Source organism: Paenibacillus mellifer, assembly GCF_023195895.1.
In the GTDB taxonomy this organism is placed as follows: domain Bacteria; phylum Bacillota; class Bacilli; order Paenibacillales; family Paenibacillaceae; genus Fontibacillus; species Fontibacillus mellifer.
On sequence record NZ_JALPRK010000021.1, the window covers coordinates 1 to 14,085 of the forward strand.

At 53.6% G+C, this 14,085-nt stretch carries 11 protein-coding genes; 6 read left to right on the forward strand and 5 right to left on the reverse strand.

The window, feature by feature from the left end; all coding sequences use genetic code 11:
• Positions 1–300: 300 nt before the first annotated feature.
• On the reverse strand, positions 301–1,596 hold the full coding sequence (locus M0651_RS18595; RefSeq protein WP_248553228.1) for a CynX/NimT family MFS transporter: 1,296 nt from the start codon (positions 1,594–1,596) through the stop codon (positions 301–303).
• A 326-nt stretch (positions 1,597–1,922) separates the two neighbouring features.
• On the opposite strand from M0651_RS18595, the gene M0651_RS18600 reads away from it, so the two are divergent.
• On the forward strand, positions 1,923–2,588 hold the full coding sequence (locus M0651_RS18600) for a putative endonuclease domain-containing protein (RefSeq protein ID WP_248553229.1): 666 nt from the start codon (positions 1,923–1,925) through the stop codon (positions 2,586–2,588).
• 247 nt (positions 2,589–2,835) lie between these two features.
• Here M0651_RS18600 and M0651_RS18605 read toward each other — a convergent pair whose 3' ends face one another.
• Complete coding sequence (locus M0651_RS18605; RefSeq protein WP_248553230.1) at positions 2,836–4,368, reverse strand: VanW family protein; 1,533 nt, start codon at positions 4,366–4,368, stop codon at positions 2,836–2,838.
• Positions 4,369–4,597: 229 nt separating this feature from the next.
• Here M0651_RS18605 and ftsE point away from each other — a divergent pair, with 229 nt between their 5' ends.
• From ftsE to M0651_RS18630, 5 genes are all read left to right on the forward strand, one after another.
• The gene (gene ftsE / locus M0651_RS18610; protein WP_193417900.1) at positions 4,598–5,284 is read left to right on the forward strand and encodes a cell division ATP-binding protein FtsE; all 687 of its coding nucleotides are present in this window, start codon (positions 4,598–4,600) and stop codon (positions 5,282–5,284) included.
• On the forward strand, positions 5,274–6,188 hold the full coding sequence (gene ftsX / locus M0651_RS18615) for a permease-like cell division protein FtsX (protein WP_248553231.1): 915 nt from the start codon (positions 5,274–5,276) through the stop codon (positions 6,186–6,188). The genes ftsE and ftsX overlap by 11 nt, the downstream gene beginning before the upstream one ends.
• 60 nt (positions 6,189–6,248) lie before the next feature.
• The gene (locus M0651_RS18620; RefSeq protein WP_372491013.1) at positions 6,249–7,466 is read left to right on the forward strand and encodes a murein hydrolase activator EnvC family protein; all 1,218 of its coding nucleotides are present in this window, start codon (positions 6,249–6,251) and stop codon (positions 7,464–7,466) included.
• A 385-nt stretch (positions 7,467–7,851) separates the two neighbouring features.
• The gene (locus M0651_RS18625) at positions 7,852–9,303 is read left to right on the forward strand and encodes a S41 family peptidase (RefSeq protein WP_248553233.1); all 1,452 of its coding nucleotides are present in this window, start codon (positions 7,852–7,854) and stop codon (positions 9,301–9,303) included.
• 91 nt (positions 9,304–9,394) lie between these two features.
• Entirely contained in the window at positions 9,395–10,750 is a 1,356-nt protein-coding gene (locus M0651_RS18630; RefSeq protein WP_248553234.1) for a PDZ domain-containing protein, read from the forward strand.
• 291 nt (positions 10,751–11,041) lie between these two features.
• Here M0651_RS18630 and M0651_RS18635 read toward each other — a convergent pair whose 3' ends face one another.
• The 3 genes from M0651_RS18635 to M0651_RS18645 all read right to left on the reverse strand — a co-directional run bounded on the left by M0651_RS18635 (position 11,042) and on the right by M0651_RS18645 (position 13,849).
• Positions 11,042–11,692: a transcriptional regulator gene (locus M0651_RS18635; RefSeq protein ID WP_248553235.1), complete on the reverse strand. Its 651-nt coding sequence runs from the start codon at positions 11,690–11,692 to the stop codon at positions 11,042–11,044.
• A 445-nt stretch (positions 11,693–12,137) separates the two neighbouring features.
• Complete coding sequence (locus M0651_RS18640) at positions 12,138–13,019, reverse strand: OmpA/MotB family protein (protein ID WP_248553236.1); 882 nt, start codon at positions 13,017–13,019, stop codon at positions 12,138–12,140.
• Complete coding sequence (locus M0651_RS18645) at positions 13,016–13,849, reverse strand: flagellar motor protein (protein ID WP_248553237.1); 834 nt, start codon at positions 13,847–13,849, stop codon at positions 13,016–13,018. The genes M0651_RS18640 and M0651_RS18645 overlap by 4 nt, the downstream gene beginning before the upstream one ends.
• Between the last annotated feature and the right edge of the window lie 236 nt (positions 13,850–14,085).

Here is a 14,085-nt window from a genome sequence, read left to right on the forward strand (position 1 = left end):
AGCTGCCCCAAGGGGCAGCTTCTTTGCGTTGCTGCGCGGGGGTGGTGCGGTTGCGGTGCGGTTGCGGTTATGGAATGTTGCAATAAGTGCAACATTATTCGCGCAGCCCTCCGGGTTTCAGTCGATATGCTGCAGAAAGTGCAACATTTCGGGGCTACAGCGCCTTGGAGTTCGGGAAATGTTGCTTAGAATGCAACATTTCCTGGATATTCAGGCGATCTGGGACTGAAATCTTGATTAAAATGCAACATTCCGACAACCGACAAGGCTGCGGGAAAGCGGTCGGCTCACCGTCTGCGCCTATGCGGCGTCGATAAACCCTTTGCGGCCGGCGGCGTAGCCGAACAGGGCGGTTAAGATCGACACTCCGGTGATGACGGCAAGCGGGGTGTCCCAACTGCCGCTAAGGTCATGGAGGTAGCCGAATAGCGTTGGGCCGAACGCGGCTAGGATGTAACCGACCGATTGCGCCATGCCCGACAGGGCGCTGGCCTGCTCCGTCGTTCGTGAGCGAAGTGAGAAGAAGACGATCGCTAGGCCGAAGGTTGAACCGGAGCCGATCCCAAGCAAGAGGATGAAGAGGGCGGCCAGGGATACCGGCCCTGCCCAGATGCCGCCGAAGCCGATCACGCATAAAGCGGCGGTGGCGGCGGTCAGCCATTTCTGGCTGTCGGACCGTGCGGCCAGCAGCGGCATCACGAACGAGCCGGCCATACTGATCAGCTGCATGAGCGACAGCATCCAACCGGCTTGTTCGGCACTCATTCCCCGTTCCTGCAGGATGTCCGGCAGCCAGGAAATGCTGACGTAAAACAGGATCGACTGGAAGCCCATAAACATCGTTACCAGCCATGCAACTGGTGAGCGCCAGATGCGAAGGCGTGGAACAGCGGTTGTTTTACTCTGGGTGGATGTAGGGCTTGTCCGGTCGCTGGATACCGCCGCTTCTGGGATGCGAGAGCGGCTTGTAGCCTCCGCGGCTTGGCCCTTGCCGCCGGGCGCTTTGGCACGCCGTGGCAATAGAGGTAGCCAGACGAGGGCGCCGACCGCCGTTAAGGCAACCCAAATGGTCAACGCGCCGCGCCACCCGAGCGGTCCTTGGGACAGCGGTACGCTGATCCCGGAGGAGATCGCCGCCCAGAAGGTCAGGCACGTGGTGAACAGGCTGGTCATCAATCCGACTTGCTGCGGAAAGTCGCGTTTGATCAGCCCGGGCAGCAGCACGTTGCCGATGGCAATGGCGATGCCGACTAGCGCGGTACCGGCAAATAACGCGGTCACGGACGGCAGCGAACGGACGAGAATACCGCCGGTCATCAGGATCATGCTGAAGAATAACGTCCGCTCGATCCCGAACTTTGCGGACAAGCCCGGCGCAGCCAACGCGAACACCGCGAAGGCGATTAGCGGTAGCGTCGTCAGCATACCCGACAGCGTATGCGACAAGCCGGTGGTTGCTTCGATTTCGCCGATGATGGCACCTACCCCGGTGATAGGGGATCGCAAGGCCGCAGCGGTTAGCAGAACCGCGGTGACCAACAGCCAGGTGGAGGCGCTGCGGGCAGGGTTCAATGTGGGGGCGATCGATTTATTCATAGTAGAGGAAGCCTCCTTCGCTCATTACCTTAGTTAGTTTGGAAGTGGGAAGTTTATTTTATGTAGTGAATTGATCATGAAGTGATGTAATACGTCAGACGCAGACCAGTATACTTCAAGTTACCTTGTGCAGCAACTCAGACGTCTGCGTGGAGAACTGCACTTATGGGCAAACTAACTAATGGAGAAGTGGAAGAATTTCGCAGGCTTGTGGTAGAATGGGACATAGACAAGTAAATAATTCGTGAAGCACACGCCTATTGTTGTCGGATGAAATATCCGCGACGGAAGGCGTTTTTATTTTTTCTACGGAGGAGGTTATTGAGATGGGATTTCAGGAGACGCATGCATTGTGGCTTAGCGATCATTTGAGTCGTCGGGAAGGGGAGAGGGAACGGAGACTACAGGAGGGCCACGGGCACGCGGAAAAGGCATTTGTCGAAAAAGTGTGGTGGCCCGCCTTCGGGCATTTCCGCCATCTTCATCCCGAATATGAAGTGACGGACTTTAAAGATGGGATGCGCTATCTCGACTTTGCTTACCTTCGCTCGGGAGTGCAGCTGGCGATCGAAATCGACGGGTTTGGCCCCCATTTGCGAAACATCAGCCGCGACCGCTTCTCGGACCAATGCCGGCGGCAAAACGACCTGATCCTGGACGGTTGGAAAGTGTTGCGCTTTACCTACGATGACGTCAGCGACAATCCTAGCTACTGCCAGCAGACACTACAGCAGTTTATGGGGAGGTGGTTGGGGGAGGGGGAGACTTTATTTCAGGCTAACTATCATGAGAAGGAGCTGATTCGTCTGTTCCTACGGTTGGGAAGACCTCTAACACCGGGGGATATTTGCTTAACGATGGGAGTGGAGAACAAAACGGCGCGTAAATGGTTACGACAAATGGTGGAGAAACAGTGGATCCAACCAGCTAGTGGAAGCGTACGAGTGCGTACTTATCAACTTTTGCTCGACGCCAAACGGCTTATCCTGTAACTTGAGATGAAATAGCGCCGTTTTATGGTCTTATTTGACTCGCCAAGACAATTTCCGGGGAAATAACGGTAAAAAATGTCCTTATTGCTGGTGAGAAGTCGCGATCGACGCGAGTTTTGACTTCACATCGTAAAATAACGCCATAATATTCCCTTATATCGGTGATGAGGTGTGAATTTGACGAAATAGCGCCCTTTTTACCGTTATGATAAGTTGTTAGTAGTTAGGGGGCAGAGCCCCCCTAACCTCACCGGAAATTCGGACCGGTTACACCGTCCTCTAAGATTTGCTTAGGCGGGCGCTCTGACGGCGCACTCTCAGGACGTCCGCTCTTATTGCTATTGTTAGAGTTACCGCCACTAGCCGCCCCCCCTTTGGTATCGTGCACGGCGATCACCGTTGGCTGTGCCGGGTACGTGTCCTTGGAGATCAGCGTGCGCTCGACTGTGCGCCCATCCACCTTCTTGAGGCGATACGTTTCAACGATATACCCCTGTTTCCCGCGTACCAGCACTTGACGGCTCCCGACGGGGAGCGAAGTGTTTGCGACATATTTGTTGGGCGGAGGGAGGATCTCCGTCGTGCGGGATTCAAGCGAGTAACTGATGTTCTCCGGGATGTCGCCGAACAGCTTAACGGTGAGTTCGCGATTCTCCACCGTAGCGCGGATCAGGAGATGGTGGCCGGAGGTGTTCTTGAAGCGGAAGTTAATGTAGCCCTTGGCGAACGTGGCATCTTGACCTTTGGGCAAGTAGCTGACCGGCAGGGAGTGATTCCGCCGCTCCACGATCGACAGCCCGGCGCGAACCGCTGCATTGTAGAGCGTGCTCGACACCTGACAAATGCCGCCGCCGACCCCGGGCACCAGTCTGCCCCCGAAGATCACCGGGGCTTCCTGGAACCCGAACGTCTTCTCGGCATATTCGATCGCTTCGCCGTAATCGAAAATGTCACCCGGGGCCAGCACGATCCCATCAATACTGCGGGCCGCCGAGTCAACGTTATGCACCCGCCCGACCCCGCTGGTCCGCAGACTGGTGGAGAATTGGACGATTTTGCGGCGGATGCCTTCTTTTTTGAGCAGATCTACGGTGACCTTGGGCTGCACGGTTTTCAGCGGCACGGTAAATCGCAGCGTTGGAAGCTGTTTCGACAAAGACAAAGACAACGTTTCCTGTGTCGGCATTGGTTCATGCCATGAATTCTTTTCCAACCGACGTACTTCCTCCCCAAGCTGCTTTGGCACTGTCTCCAACAAGCGATCCCAGTCGATACGTTTCACTGCGATCCCCGGCTGGTAGCGGATCTGATCCTGGGGCGTAATCGTCCGTACGGCGTTAACCGGAGAACCAAACAACGATTTTTCCCATTCAGGAGTAAACACCGCCTGCAGTTTCCGAGGATCAAAGGTTAAGGTAAGCATCCACTGTCGATCAAAGTCTCTTCGCGTTCGCACCCTCTCCCACAAAGATCCTTCGCTCAGTCGACGCACCTCCTCGCGAAACGGCTCGGCTCCAAACGTCACCCCGGCTTCCGCCCAGGTCATGGTTTTCACACTGCCGTCCACCGTAAACACGACCTTCTTCTGGCTTAACGCGGCAATCTCTTGGTCAAGCAGTTGCAGGGCTTCCTCCCGATGGCGTCGGCCTAGCTCCAATCCGGCCACAAGGGTGCCTGGAGGCAAGCTGTCCTGCGAAACATATAAAGTTAACGCTCCCCAAAACGCCGTGCCGAGGAGCCCAACACAAAGGAAGATCATTGCCAAATGTTTCTTTTTCATAACCGGCTCCTTTATCTAAAGACCTATATTTAATAGAAAAGAATGTTGTACAACCATATGTATGATCAAATTATCGAAAACTTTCGGGTACTCAAGAGGTAACATCTTTGTTACAATAAAAATCGGACTTCAAGGAAATTACTCAGGTTTTAAAGGAATTGGCAGGAACATGTCGAATGTAAAAAAGGGTCATCTACAGAACGGAATCATAGATCTAGGACGTGATTAAGTGATAGAAATGCAGGATGTCTGGAAGACATATCCGAATGGAACCCACGCCCTTAAAGGCGTTTCGATCAAAATTGATCGTAATGAATTCGTATATTTGGTTGGTCCCTCCGGCGCAGGGAAATCGACATTTATGAAACTAATTTACCGGGAAGAAGTGCCCACGAAAGGGCAAATTTCCGTCAATGGTTTTAATATTGGCAAGCTCAAACCTCGCAAAATTCCCTATGTGCGCCGAAATATCGGGGTTATTTTTCAAGATTTCCGACTGCTTCCGAAGCTCTCGGCCTACGAAAATGTCGCCTTTGCTTTGGAGGTCATCGAAGCCCCTAAGAAGATTATCAAGAAACGCGTGATGGAAGTGCTCGACCTTGTCGGGCTGAAAAATAAAGCCAATCGCGATCCTTCCCAACTTTCCGGCGGAGAGCAGCAACGTGTGGCAATCGCCCGGGCGATCGTTAATAATCCGTCCGTCATTATTGCGGACGAGCCTACGGGGAACCTTGATCCTGAGACCTCCTGGGGGATCATGCAGCTGCTGGATGAAATCAATTTCCGCGGAACCACCATCGTTATGGCTACCCACAACAAAGAAATCGTGAACACGATGCGCAAACGCGTTATCGCGATCGAACACGGCAACATCGTGCGAGACCAGCTGAGAGGGGAATACGGTTATGAATATTAGCACCTTCTTGCGGCATTTTCGGGAAGGCGCAAAGAGCGTATTCCGCAACGGTTGGATGTCGGTGGCGTCCGTGACCTCGATCATCGTCTCACTGCTCATCTTGGGCGTGTTTACCTTGCTTGTGTTGAATGTCAATGCGTTTGCCGATGAAGCGGACAGCCAGGTACAGATCAAGGCCTACTTGAACTCGGATGTGACGGAAGCCGTACGAGATCAGGTGTACAACGACATTGGCTCGATGGAAGAAGTCAGCAAAGTTACCCTGATCCCCAAAGCCGAAGGGTTAAAGGACTTCCGGGAGAAGCTTGGCGAGGAAGGCAAGGACTTGCTCGAGGGCTACGACGAAACGACGAACCCGATCCCAGACACCTTCGAGGTTCAAGTGATTGAGCCGACGACTGCCCCTTATGTTGCGAGCAAGATTACCGCACTTAACGATAAGTACGAGGAGAAGCCGATCTATAAAGTCAATTACGGTCAAGGCACGGTGGAGAAATTGTTCAAAATCACCCGGGCGATCCGCAATATCGGATTCGCTTTCGTGGCCGGACTAGGCTTGATGGCGATGTTCCTCATCTCCAACACGATTCGGGTAACGATTCTGGCCCGTCGCCGCGAGATCGGCATCATGAAGTTGGTTGGCGCGACGAACACCTTTATTCGGTGGCCGTTTTTCGTGGAGGGCGCGTTGATCGGCTTGATCGGGTCGTTGATCACCGTAGGCGTGTTGTTCTTCAGTTACAACGAGCTGGTGTCTTCGGTGAAAGCCGACGTCACGTTGGCCATTCAGTTAGTTCCATTAAGTGAGATCGGCCTGGAATTGGGCGGCTTGCTTGTTGGTTTAGGATTCCTGATCGGAGTTTGGGGAAGTACGATGTCGATCCGGAAGTTTTTGAAGGTGTAGTGCACCGCGATCAAAAGCCGTAATTTTTAACTACCTTATATGAAGGATGGGGAAACGAAGTTGAAGAAATGGATAACCACGATCACCGTTGTCGCATTAGCCGCTTTAATCTTCCAACCTACCGAAGGTTTCGCTAAAACGAAAACCATCAGCCAGATCGATAAAGAGCTGAAGCAGCTTCAGGAACAGGCCAAACAAGCTAAAAAACAACAGGAAAATGCTGCTAATCAGAAGCAAGAAGCGCAGCATTACGTCAATAAAAACACTAATTACCTGAAACAATTGATGGGACAGATCGAGGTCGTCAGCAACGAGTTGACTCAAATTTCGCTGGACATTGATAAGACGGAGCAGGACCTGCACACGACCGGGGAGAAATTGGACCAGACCCAGGCGCGAATCGAGGAACGTTCGCATTTGCTCGACACCCGCGTTCGGTTGATGTATACGGATGGCGTCGTTTCCTATCTGGACGTGCTATTGTCCTCCACCAGTTTTACTGATTTTCTGGAGCGGGCTGACTCCCTTCAGGCCATTGCCAATCAGGACCACGTCCTTCTGGATGAGCACAAGCGGGATAAGGAGCTGATCGTGCAGCAACAACAACAGCTGGAGCAGGATTATGCGAAAGTGAAGCAGTTGTATGCAGAAGCTGAATCTCGTAAAAGCGATTTGGAATCCAAGGAAAACGAGAAGCAGCAGCTGATCGCGAAATACAATGCCGACATCGAACAATCCGAAGATATCAGCGAAGAACAAGAAGCACTCCTGATTGAGCTGGCAACGAAACGGGCTGCGTTGGAGCAAGAGAAGAACAAGGTGAAGGCGGCTCAGGTTTACAAATATAAGAAAAGTTCTAACGGTTCGGGCGGATTCAAAGGCAACGGCGGTTCGTTTGGATTGCCGGTGGACGGCGCAAGAATTTCTTCCGGGTACGGTACGCGGATCCATCCGATTACCGGCGTGAAGAAAAAACATACCGGCGTGGATTTCGCGGCCCCTCAAGGCACGGATATCCATGCGGCGGAGGATGGTGTCGTTATCGTCGCGGAATGGTGGAGTGGGTACGGTAACACGGTGATCATCGACCACGGCGACAACGTATGGACGCTCTACGGCCATATCCGCAACGGCGGAATTAAAGTAGAAAAAGGCGAGCAGGTCAAGAAAGGCGAAAAAATCGCCGAAGTGGGAAGCACCGGAAACTCAACTGGGCCGCATTGCCACTTTGAAGTCCGGATTAACGGAAACCCGGTAGACCCAATGCCTTATTTGTAATAAAATAGCTATAGTGTTCGAACGAAAACGGATACCGCCTCTTTTGAGGCAAGGGTCCGTTTTCCCTGTTTGGTCAGGGTTAATTAGCCCCAAGAAGGTTGGATGAAGCTAGAGACTTAAACAGCGGAGCGTAGTCGTAGGCTACGTGAGCAGCTGAAATGTTTCCGCAGGAAACATGCTTCGGAAGCACACGCTTGGACTCGGCTGAATTCAAGATTCGATGTCGATTAGGCTCCTTGATAGTGCATCGTGATAAGAAGCCGATTTTAAAACAACCTTATATTGTAAATATTTCTCATGGGCGGGACATATACTATGGGACGTTCAATTCGGACGGGCCGGGAGGTTCCCCGGCACGTTTATTTTTCGGAGGCGGTGATCAAGGATGTATAAAGGTCGTACGGTAACCCTGCTCGTTGTCGCAGCCATGCTGGTCAGCAGTTTGTTGACGTTAACACTGACAGGGGAATGGAGCTTTGCCGGTACAGGACCGCTGCGTAGTGGAAATTTTGCTGACACAGCCAGCACCGGCTCAAAGCAGGATATCAAAAAAATCGAGACGGCGCTCCAGCTCGTCCAGAAAAACTACGTCGAAGACGTGGATACGAACAAATTGATTAACGGCGCCATTGACGGAATGATGAATGCGTTGGAGGATCCTTTTTCCTCCTACATGGCGCCCGATACGGCGCAGCAATTCTCGGAGCAGATTGAGGGTTCTTTTACCGGAATTGGGGCGGAGGTCTCCATGGAGAACGGCAATGTAGTCGTCGTTTCTCCGATCAAGGGCTCCCCTGCGGAAAAGGCGGGGATTCAGCCCAAGGATATCCTGCTGTCGGTCAACGGCGAATCGTTCGAGGGCTTGAGTCTGAATGAGGCGGTCGCGAAAATCCGCGGCCCGAAAGGCACGACGGCCACAGTGAAGGTCAAGCGGGCAGGGACAGCCAGCACCCTGGAATTTAAGATCGTCCGTGACGACATCGCGCTGGAAACGGTGTATGCCGAGATGAAGGAAGGCAAGGTCGGAGTTATTGGGGTAACGGAGTTTTCACTAAATACGGCCGATCGCTTCAAAAAAGAGCTGGACGCCTTGGAGAAACAAGGCATGAAGGGTCTGGTGATCGACGTTCGGAACAATCCGGGCGGGGTACTTGACGTCGTTGAGGCGATGTCGGAGGTATTCGTTCCGAAAGGCAAAGCCATCGTCCAAATCGAGGATAAGTACAAACGGCGGCAGCAGTCAGTTTCCAAAGGAAGCGGCAAATCCTATCCGATCGTTGTCGTCACTAATAAGGGCAGCGCAAGCGCCTCGGAGATCCTAGCCGGAGCGTTGCAGGAGTCCGCGGGGGCGAAGCTGGTTGGCGAAGCCACCTATGGCAAAGGAACGGTGCAATCGAGCTACAGCCAGGAGATGGGGGACGGCAGCCTGCTGAAAATCACCATCGCCAAATGGCTGACGCCAAACGGCGAATGGATTCACAAGAAGGGGATCAAGCCGGACATTGCGGTGTCCCAGCCGGACTATTTTACGGTAGCCCCGATCAATAAGGAAAAGACGTACAAATTCGATATGCTCGGCGAAGATATCAAAAGCGCTCAAACGATGCTGGATGGACTTGGATACGCTCCGGGCCGGAAGGACGGGTACTTCGATAAAAATACCGAGAAGGCGTTGAAGAAATTCCAAGCCGATCAGAAGCTCACGGCGAACGGCGTGTTGGATACGAAAACGGCCGAGGCGTTGGAGAGCAGCGTCATTAAGCAAATCCGCGATCCGAAAAACGATGCGCAGTTAAATCGCGCACTCGAGGTTGTGCGGAAGGAAATCACCTCGTAATTGTCGAATCCCTTAGAGGGCTGAAATCCGGCCCTCTTTTTTTCTGATTAGCGGAAGAACTTAAGTTAACATAAAGGAGCGTGAGTACCTCTTGGATCTCATTCTGGAAGGATTATGGAGTCTGGCGGAAGCAGGGATGCAGCTGTTGCTGCAGCCGTTTTACTATATTTCGATCATCGTCGTCCTGCTGATCTATCGCAGGCAGGTAGTGCTGGAGCGCCGTCTGTTTCATGTTCGCCTGCACAGCTGGGGCTTGCAGACTTGGCGAACCGTTCTAGCCGGCTTGTTGGCGGGTCTGGCGGTGTCCGTCGTCTTCGTATTCCTGGGAATGAATCTGACGATGGAGGGGATCCTCTGCCTTTGGGCGGTTACGATCGTGCTGATGTTGTTCCGCATCCGCTATTTATGCCTGGCCTATTCCGTGGGCATACTCGGCGTGATTCAGTTCGGGTTGAATCTGTTCCCGGGATTTGCGGGCAGCGGCTTTGTGAGCGACGTCGTGCGCATCGTCCGGGAGCTGGACATTCCGGCGCTGCTCTGCCTGGTTGGACTGCTGCACCTGGTCGAGGGCCTGCTGGTACGGTGGCAGGGTGCGTCGTTTGCCGGACCGTTGTTTTATGAGGGCAAGCGGGGGAAGCTGATCGGCGGGTATCAGATGCAAAGCTTGTGGCCGGTGCCGCTGTTCCTGCTCATTCCTGCGCAAACGACGGGCGGGGTGTTGCCATGGACGCCGTTGTTCGGCGGGGATGCGTGGCAAGGTGGCTTTAGCTTGATGGCGCTGCCGATTGTGCTCGGGTTCTCGGAGATGACGATGGGACTGTTGCCAAAAGACAAAGCCCGCGTCTCATCCGGCCGGCTGCTGGGTTACGGTGCGGTCATCACGGTACTGGCGTTGCTTACCTCGTGGTGGAGTCCGTTGCTGCCGGTAGCCGCACTCGCGGCGTTTGCGCTGCACGAAGCGCTGATTTGGCTGAGCCGCTTCGAGGAGCAGCAACGCAGTCCGCTGTTCGTCCATCCGCAAGGGGGACTGAAGGTGCTCGCGGTGCTGCCGGGCAGCCCGGCGGAAGAACTGGGCATCCGGGCCGGCGAGTCCATCGTCAAGGTCAACGGCGTGCCGGTGCCAACCAAGGAAGATCTGCATGCGGCGCTGCGGATCAACCCGGCTTTTTGCAAGCTGGAGGTGCTGAATCTCGCGGGCGAGAGCAAATTCCTCCAGCGCGCCATCTACGCCGGCGACCATCACCAGCTCGGCGCGATCCTCGCGCCGGATGAGCTGGCGCCGGCGGCGGTAAGGCTGCAGCCGCTGTCGCTGCTGCAGCTGCTGCGCCCGCGCACGAGCGCCCGCGCGGTGCGCGGCGCTCGGGGCGCCACGCCCGCGCCGCAGCGCGAAGCGCGGACGGGCGGCGGTGCGCCCGCGGCGGCCGACGGGCCGGCCGCCGAGGCGTAGGGCGCGCGCTAATGTTCAGACCAATCCCCTAATGAGGTGGTTTCACCATCTCATTAGGGGATTTTTTTAGCAGAGCTGTCTCTCTAACGGAACTAGGAGCCCTTATATAGCTCGAATCGAACCTATCCAGAATGTAACGGAACCAGATGCTCTTATTTAGTCTTATCGTGTGCAATAAACAGTAAAACACCTTGGATAAGATCCGTACGTTCCGTTAAAACGGGAAATCATGCGGGAAATATCCAATAAGGTCCCTACGTTCCGTTAGAGCGCTGACGATCCCTTGAGCACCTACTCAACTAGATGATAACTGCGATATCGAGCTTTCCCTTTGGCGACGGCGAAGAGGTTCTTCTCGATTAACCCATGCAAAATATTTCTGGCATGGCGAACAGAAACCCTGAGATGTGTTGCCAGCTCGTTGGGCGTAAATGGACGATAAAGACGACGACCGAAGCGAACGGTTTCTGCTTCCAGCCAATTCAGATCAGCCATCAGGTTCGTTGTGATGAACCTCCCAATAAACGACAAGACCAGCTGCTGACATTGCTTCGGCTCCTCCACGATAGACAAATAAGCGATGGGGAGTAACGTCCAACCCTCTAACGCCAGTAAGCTGTGCCGCCAGCATAAATCCTTGAAGCGCCGTACGTCCAGATCTCTTGCATGGGGGCCGTAGCCTTGAATTTCAATAGCCCCTTTCACCGTTCCTGACCCAGGGAGATAAGCGAGGTCCAAGTATCGGTAACCGTTGTTGAAGTCCCGCACCTCCCATTCCGCGTATAAGTGATCGAATTGACCTACGGCAGGGTACCAGACGAGCCGCAAAAATTCCAGGGTGCCATGTCCTAATCCCTTTGTGAGGAGCTCCAACCGTCTAGGGTTCTTCTCTTCCTCCAATTGGCGTACCATCCACGCATTAAAAGCTTGATCAAATTTCATCTCAACCCAACCTTCCTCCAGCTGGTGAAAACAAAAACGCCGCCCCGATCCCATTCCACCAACTAAAGGTAGAAGGATCAAGACGGCGTGTGCTTCACGGCCTGTTTGAGCATAGTTTAACGCTTTTATCGTCTTCTGGCAATGTTCCGGCGGTTGTTACTACTCACTGAGGATCGATAACGGACTGAGTGGCCCTTATTTAGTCCGTACACATCAATTGTTGATTTTAACGGACCCCAGAGACGTTATATGGAGCAAATTCAACCGTTAGCGCCGATGAACTAGCCAATAAGGCCTCTCCAGTCCGTTAGCTGGGGAAATGGGCCGGGAAATAGCAAATAGCGTCATTGTGGTCCGTTAGAGCTAAGCATGCGGGTAAAGAGCCCTGACATCGCTGACATCGGCATGGGACACAAGCACGCAGATAACGTCTCGCTAGCTTCCCCTACTTCTGCAACTGCCTTAGCACCGTGATCTCCACCCGGCGGTTCTTCTGGCGGCCTTCGGGCGTGTCGTTGTCTGCAGCCGGGCGGGTGTCAGCGTAACCGGCGTATTGGAAATGCTGAGGGTCCAGCTTCTCCTTATCCACGAAGAACCTCAGGACCGACAGCGCTCTGGCCCCCGACAACTCCCAGTTGTCCTTGAACTCCGACGCATAGACGATCGGCAGACTATCGGTATGGCCTTCGATGCTGATTACGGTATTGAGCTGCCGGAACAAGCTGGCCAGCTTGGCTAGCGTCTTGGCCGAACCGCTCTTCAGATCGGCTTGTCCGGTGTCAAACAGGAATCGGTCGCTTAACGTGATCGAGATGCCTTTCGGTAAGTCGGTCACGCGGATTTGATCCTCGAGTGAGTTGTCCTTAACATAAGCCTCAATCAGTTTCATTAAATTCGCGAGTTCTTCCTCTTGTTTGCGAAAAGCGAGCTCCCTCTCCGTCAACGGCCCTTGACCGGTACTGTCCGCTTGCCCCGTAGTGCCTTCCCCTTCGCCTTGTTTGCTGCCGTTATCGGCTGAAGCCGGCGGATTCTTGTGGTTGGAACGGCCCTCCGTTCCCATAATGCCGCTGCCCAGCTCCAAGATCGAATCCCCCCCTTTAAACGTGTGCTGGAGGGAGGAGGTCACGACTTCATATTTTTCCACGTCTAACCGGCTCATGGCATACATCATCACGAAAAAAATCAATAACAACGTAATCAAATCCGCATAGGTGATCAGCCAACGATCTTTCGTCTCGTTTCGCTCGGCACGGCGTCCGCGCCTGCGTGGTTCTCGCGGCAAACGCTCCGGTCCGGTGTTCTTGCCCGATTTGCTGGACGGTCTCATCGCTCATTCTCCTCAGAGCTACGAATACGGGAGTCAATTCCAAAGCCAACTGGTTTCTCCGGTTCGCTGACAGGCAGAAGTCTTGTGGTTTCCGCGGTAAAAGACTCCAACTTCCGCCTCACGAGCAAAGGATGGTCGCCGTTTTGGATCGACAAAATCCCTTCAAGCATCATATCCATCCGGTCGATTTCGTCGTCGCAGCGCGCTTTGATTTTGGAGGCGATCGGAAGAAAGATCAGGTTGGCACTGGCCACCCCGTATAACGTCGCCGTAAAAGCAAGCGCGATCGAAGGCCCCAGCGCGGTCGGTTCGGACAAGCTGCCGAGCACGTGGATGAGCCCCATCACGGTGCCGATAATCCCCATCGTTGGAGCGTACCCGCCGGCCGATTCGAATATTTTGGCGTAGCCGTCATATTTTTTCGATACGGCATCGATTTCGAGCTCCATGATTTGCCGCACCATCGCGCGGTCTGTACCGTCCACCACCAACTGAATACCTTCGCGTAAAAAAGGATCCCGATGCTCAGCGGCCTTTTTTTCCAAGGCTAATACGCCTTCGCGGCGGGAGATCGACGACATACCGACTATCTCCTCGATCACGTCATCCTGTGCAGGAGATTTGCTTATAAACGCAAGAGCCAATGCCTTGGGTACCGTACGCAGCTTGGCGACGGGGAAACTGATCAACACTGCGGCGAAGGTGCCGCCAAACACGATTAAAGCGGCGGTGATTTGCAGCAAACCACCCAATTGACCGCCTTCCAGCATAAATCCGCCAACGAGGGCGGCGAGTCCGACAATGATGCCTATCAGCGTTGCAATATCCATGGATTGTGTACAACTCCTATTCTCGACTTACCGTTTGCATCTATAGGATGAAAAAGGTATAATACATGGGAACACCCATTCCTATTTTGATAAATTTAGGAAGGGCTCAAAGGTTAAGCTTGGTTTATTCATCGGAATGATGACGATCCTAGTTTAGATGAAGAAACGAACATCTTGAGGAAACCATCTCATGCATAGATAGAACGAATACCGGAGACGCCTCTAGTATTCCATTT

Coding starts and splice junctions, on each gene's coding strand:
- M0651_RS18595 (WP_248553228.1), bottom strand. CDS start 1,596: ATGAATAAATCGATCGCCCCCACATTGAACCCTGCCCGCAGCGCCTCC.
- M0651_RS18600 (WP_248553229.1), top strand. CDS start 1,923: ATGGGATTTCAGGAGACGCATGCATTGTGGCTTAGCGATCATTTGAGT.
- M0651_RS18605 (WP_248553230.1), bottom strand. CDS start 4,368: ATGAAAAAGAAACATTTGGCAATGATCTTCCTTTGTGTTGGGCTCCTC.
- ftsX (WP_248553231.1), top strand. CDS start 5,274: ATGAATATTAGCACCTTCTTGCGGCATTTTCGGGAAGGCGCAAAGAGC.
- M0651_RS18625 (WP_248553233.1), top strand. CDS start 7,852: ATGTATAAAGGTCGTACGGTAACCCTGCTCGTTGTCGCAGCCATGCTG.
- M0651_RS18635 (WP_248553235.1), bottom strand. CDS start 11,692: ATGAAATTTGATCAAGCTTTTAATGCGTGGATGGTACGCCAATTGGAG.
- M0651_RS18640 (WP_248553236.1), bottom strand. CDS start 13,019: ATGAGACCGTCCAGCAAATCGGGCAAGAACACCGGACCGGAGCGTTTG.
- M0651_RS18645 (WP_248553237.1), bottom strand. CDS start 13,849: ATGGATATTGCAACGCTGATAGGCATCATTGTCGGACTCGCCGCCCTC.